The organism is Enterococcus malodoratus (assembly GCF_027659535.1).
Taxonomy (GTDB): Bacteria; Bacillota; Bacilli; order Lactobacillales; family Enterococcaceae; genus Enterococcus_A; species Enterococcus_A malodoratus.
This window is the reverse complement of sequence record NZ_JAQDPG010000031.1, coordinates 1-746: the sequence shown is the minus strand read 5'-3', so window position 1 is coordinate 746 and position 746 is coordinate 1. Positions and strand designations below refer to the sequence as shown.

Genomic DNA, 746 nt, shown 5'->3' with positions numbered 1-746 from the left:
GCGCCGATTGTAGTGAGGGGTTGCCCCTTGTGAGATTAGGACGTCGCCACGCGAACTTATGGGGGTTTAGCTCAGCTGGGAGAGCATCTGCCTTACAAGCAGAGGGTCAGCGGTTCGAACCCGTTAACCCCCATTTGAGCCGTTAGCTCAGTTGGTAGAGCATCTGACTTTTAATCAGAGGGTCACTGGTTCGAGCCCAGTACGGCTCATAAGTATATGCGGGTGTGGCGGAATTGGCAGACGCACTAGATTTAGGATCTAGCGCCTTACGGCGTGGGGGTTCAAGTCCCTTCACCCGCATTTCTATTTTTTTGTTTTTGTTGCCGGCTTAGCTCAGTTGGTAGAGCATCTGATTTGTAATCAGAGGGTCGAGGGTTCAAGTCCTTTAGCCGGCATCGTGCGGAAATAGCTCAGTGGTAGAGCACCACCTTGCCAAGGTGGGGGTCGCGGGTTCGAACCCCGTTTTCCGCTTTCCTGAAGACCAGGGTGGGAGAAACGCCGGGGTGGCGGAACTGGCAGACGCACAGGACTTAAAATCCTGCGGTGAGTGATCACCGTACCGGTTCGATTCCGGTCCTCGGCATTAAAACAACATACGCACCCGTAGCTCAATTGGATAGAGTACTTGACTACGAATCAAGGGGTTAGAGGTTCGAGTCCTCTCGGGTGCATATTTTTTTTATTTTCCGGGAAGTAGCTCAGCTTGGTAGAGTACTTGGTTTGGGACCAAGGTGTCGCAGGTTCGA

The 746-nt window shown here is 52.7% G+C and carries 7 tRNA genes; all 7 read left to right on the top strand.

Features of this window, described 5'->3' with window-relative positions:
- Positions 1–60: 60 nt before the first annotated feature.
- Positions 61–133 (top strand) — tRNA-Val (locus tag PGP85_RS21305).
- 3 nt (positions 134–136) lie between these two features.
- Positions 137–209, top strand: a tRNA-Lys gene (locus PGP85_RS21300).
- Positions 210–218: 9 nt separating this feature from the next.
- Positions 219–300: transfer RNA gene (locus PGP85_RS21295), tRNA-Leu, on the top strand.
- A gap of 22 nt (positions 301–322) precedes the next feature.
- Positions 323–395: transfer RNA gene (locus tag PGP85_RS21290), tRNA-Thr, on the top strand.
- Positions 396–399: 4 nt separating this feature from the next.
- A tRNA-Gly gene (locus PGP85_RS21285) sits at positions 400–471 on the top strand.
- 26 nt (positions 472–497) lie between these two features.
- A tRNA-Leu gene (locus PGP85_RS21280) sits at positions 498–583 on the top strand.
- Positions 584–597: 14 nt separating this feature from the next.
- Positions 598–671 (top strand) — tRNA-Arg (locus PGP85_RS21275).
- Positions 672–746: the final 75 nt, after the last annotated feature.